Raw genomic sequence first — 2751 nt, 5'->3', positions numbered from 1 at the left:
TCGTGCGTAACATATTCTGCACATTAACTCATTGTAAATAGTGATGGTGGGTCTTTTATTTCGAATACTTACGAACTGGTTTTTATTTCAATTTTATTAAACGGCAATGGATATGCACAATGAAAGACCTGACCCCGGTTTCCCGAAGAATCATCCTGACCGCACAGCCATGCCCGGCGAACACAGCGAACGATGCTATGATAGTAACGTATGCTCGCCGTATCGATCAGATTTCTCCGGGCTAGTCATGGGTTTTCCTGTCAGGAAAATATGGTACAGAGAAAATGTAGGATAGTTTCTCAGGGAGTCAATTTTGTGGGTGTCCGATCCCTCCCCTGCTCGCGATGGATTCCCGCCTTTGCGGGAAAGACGCGGTGGTATAAATCGGTATTTAAGACCTTTTGCGACAACCGCCTTCGCGGGAATAACGGTGCACGGGTATTTCCCGCAATTCCACTACCCTATGAGCTATAACCATTTCGACAATCCCTCTTGGACACTTTTAATTGCACCCTTTGGATTTGACTTCAAAGAGCGGGGATCAGCAGGTCAACATGTTGTCGAAAGTATTTACCATATCCAGAACGTAAATTCTTACCACAGACATTCTAAACGCTGGATTGGCGGTGTATTCCGTGGGGTTGCAACCCGTTACCTCCCGCATTACCTGGTTTGGAGGCAAGATATGACAGGAGTAACCAAGCTAACTACTGGTCGGTTAGTTAGTAGAATGTATCGAATATTGGTGCTTCCAACATTAACGGTAACTTAGCCCTTATGAATGGTATTAAGAGTGATGGTCAAATTGAAATAATGCCAAAGCCATCGGTATCACAAGATACTGATTGCGTTGCTAAGTGGTCCAATAGATTGGTGAGCATTTTCAATAAGGTTCACACTTGTGAGAGAGCGAATTTTTCTCCAGGCAATTACTCAGGGGATAATTATATCCCATTAAGTATGATGAAATATGATCAAGATGAGCTCTGTTCAAGGCGGCCGCGGCCGGTAGAAGCAGAAGCAGAGCTTAGGGTAGACATTAAGCATCTGCCCTCGGCTTTCAAAGGCTACAGCGAGTCTCATCAACAAAACGCCAGCAATGTTCAACTCGCTTTGTGGGTGAATGGGTACATGACCTTGCCCAAATGGGAGTCAACCCCAGCCCTGAAGCCCTTGCAACACAAGAAAAACCCCTTAATGTCTGCCCTAAGAGAAGCAAAGGAGGATCTATTGCCGGTTGAAAGGGGCGATCATCTTGCTGGGCGCGATCTATCCTTATTCGATGAGAAAGGCTATACACAGTTGACGAGAGCTGCGTATTTTAATCACCCAGATTGCGTCAGGCAGTTAATTAAATTTGGGGCAGATATTAATCGTCGCGATGCTTCTGGTTCTACGCCACTTATTACCGCTATTAAGAAAAATTGCACTGAAATAGTCAGAATTCTGCTTGAAGCTCGAGCTGATATAGATAAAGTCGATAGGGACAGCTGGTCTCCTTTGCTGGTCGCGAGCCGATTTGGCAGGACTGAGTGTGTTTCCATGCTTATTAGAGGTGGTGCAAATCTGCACAACACAAATTCTCATGTCTGGTCGCCCTTATTAAGCGCATGTAAGGAGAGGCACTATGATGTTGTACGTTTGCTGGTTGAGGCGGGGGTAAATCTCAATACAGTAAATAATGGACATTGGTCGCCCTTGTTGAGCCTATGTAGGCAGAAGGCCTTTGACATTGCACGTTTTTTGGTTGAAGCGGGGGCAGATATCGACCAGAAAAATAAAGGTGGCTGGTCGCCTTTAATGGCTGTCATTGACATGGAAGAGGATGGCTTTGCTAAGTATCTCATTAAAAAAGGGGCAAGAGTCAATTCCCGACATAGAAACAACCCATTCCGTCTTGCGGCTGAACACGGTAGTGAGAGTTTGCTTCGACTTTTGTTTAATGTCCACTGGGAAGGCGTCATTGTTTATTTAGCTAACAGAGATGCCAGATCGTTACGGCTATTGGATTTAATTAAACATGATGTGGGAGAGGATTTTTTCCATTTTGTAGATACTGGTGAATTTTTCTCCTTAAAAAATATGTGTCGTCGGGTTATTCAAAGGCATATTAAAAATGATGCGTTTGAAAAACTCCCATTGCCTAACTTGTTACGCTGTTATTGTAGGCTGGTTCCTGTTCTTGTGAGTAATGAAGCAGAATGGGAAATAATTAATGAAGATTCTGAGGCAATGTTGAAAGAATGGAAAACTATAAATGGAGATCATGATACATGGCTGGAAGACTGGAGAACCATTATTGTAGGGGTTGATGAATTTTTCTCCTTAAAAAATATGTGTCGTCTGGTTATTCAAAGGCATATTAAAAATGAGGCGTTTGAAAACCTCCCATTGCCTGAATTGTTGCGCGATTATTGTACGTTGGTTCCTGTTATTGTGAGGAATGAAGTAGAATGGGAAGAGTCGGACTGGGAGGAAGAGTATTCCGTAACTGTTCAGCCCCCCCCCATATAAATCTGGATTTTTCTGATTTTCCTACCATCCTGTTACACAATATTTTTCATGACACCAAGCCAGCATTGATCAAGACTCGCCTGCGACTTTGTTAAAGAAAACCGAAAACCGGGGTCAGGTCTTTCATCGTGCGTAACATATTCTGCACATTAACTCATTGTAAATAGTGATGGTGGGCCTTTTATTTCGAATACTTACGAACTGGTTTTTATTTCAATTTTATTAAACGGCAATGGA

2 protein-coding genes and 1 pseudogene are annotated in these 2751 nt (G+C 43.2%); all 3 read left to right on the top strand.

Annotated elements, in window-relative coordinates; all coding sequences use genetic code 11:
• Positions 1-119: 119 nt before the first annotated feature.
• The 3 genes and pseudogenes from RM811_RS17825 to RM811_RS17815 all read left to right on the top strand — a co-directional run bounded on the left by RM811_RS17825 (position 120) and on the right by RM811_RS17815 (position 2514).
• Positions 120-245: a hypothetical protein gene (locus tag RM811_RS17825; protein WP_402527015.1), complete on the top strand. Its 126-nt coding sequence runs from the start codon at positions 120-122 to the stop codon at positions 243-245.
• 308 nt (positions 246-553) lie between these two features.
• Positions 554-682, top strand: a pseudogene (locus RM811_RS17820) (IS1595 family transposase); the annotation flags it as partial.
• A gap of 95 nt (positions 683-777) precedes the next feature.
• Positions 778-2514, top strand: a complete 1737-nt coding sequence (locus tag RM811_RS17815) for an ankyrin repeat domain-containing protein (protein ID WP_402527013.1) — start codon at positions 778-780, stop codon at positions 2512-2514.
• Positions 2515-2751 lie beyond the last annotated feature (237 nt).

The sequence above is a fragment of the Endozoicomonas sp. genome, from assembly GCF_031844845.1.
Lineage (GTDB): Bacteria > Pseudomonadota > Gammaproteobacteria > Pseudomonadales > Endozoicomonadaceae > Endozoicomonas.
The sequence above is the reverse complement of the archived record's forward strand: the minus strand, read 5'-3'. Positions and strand labels throughout refer to the sequence as shown.

Excerpts from the sequence above, each read along its gene's own strand:
- RM811_RS17825 (WP_402527015.1), top strand. The coding sequence starts at position 120 with ATGAAAGACCTGACCCCGGTTTCCCGAAGAATCATCCTGACCGCACAG.
- RM811_RS17815 (WP_402527013.1), top strand. The coding sequence starts at position 778 with ATGAATGGTATTAAGAGTGATGGTCAAATTGAAATAATGCCAAAGCCA.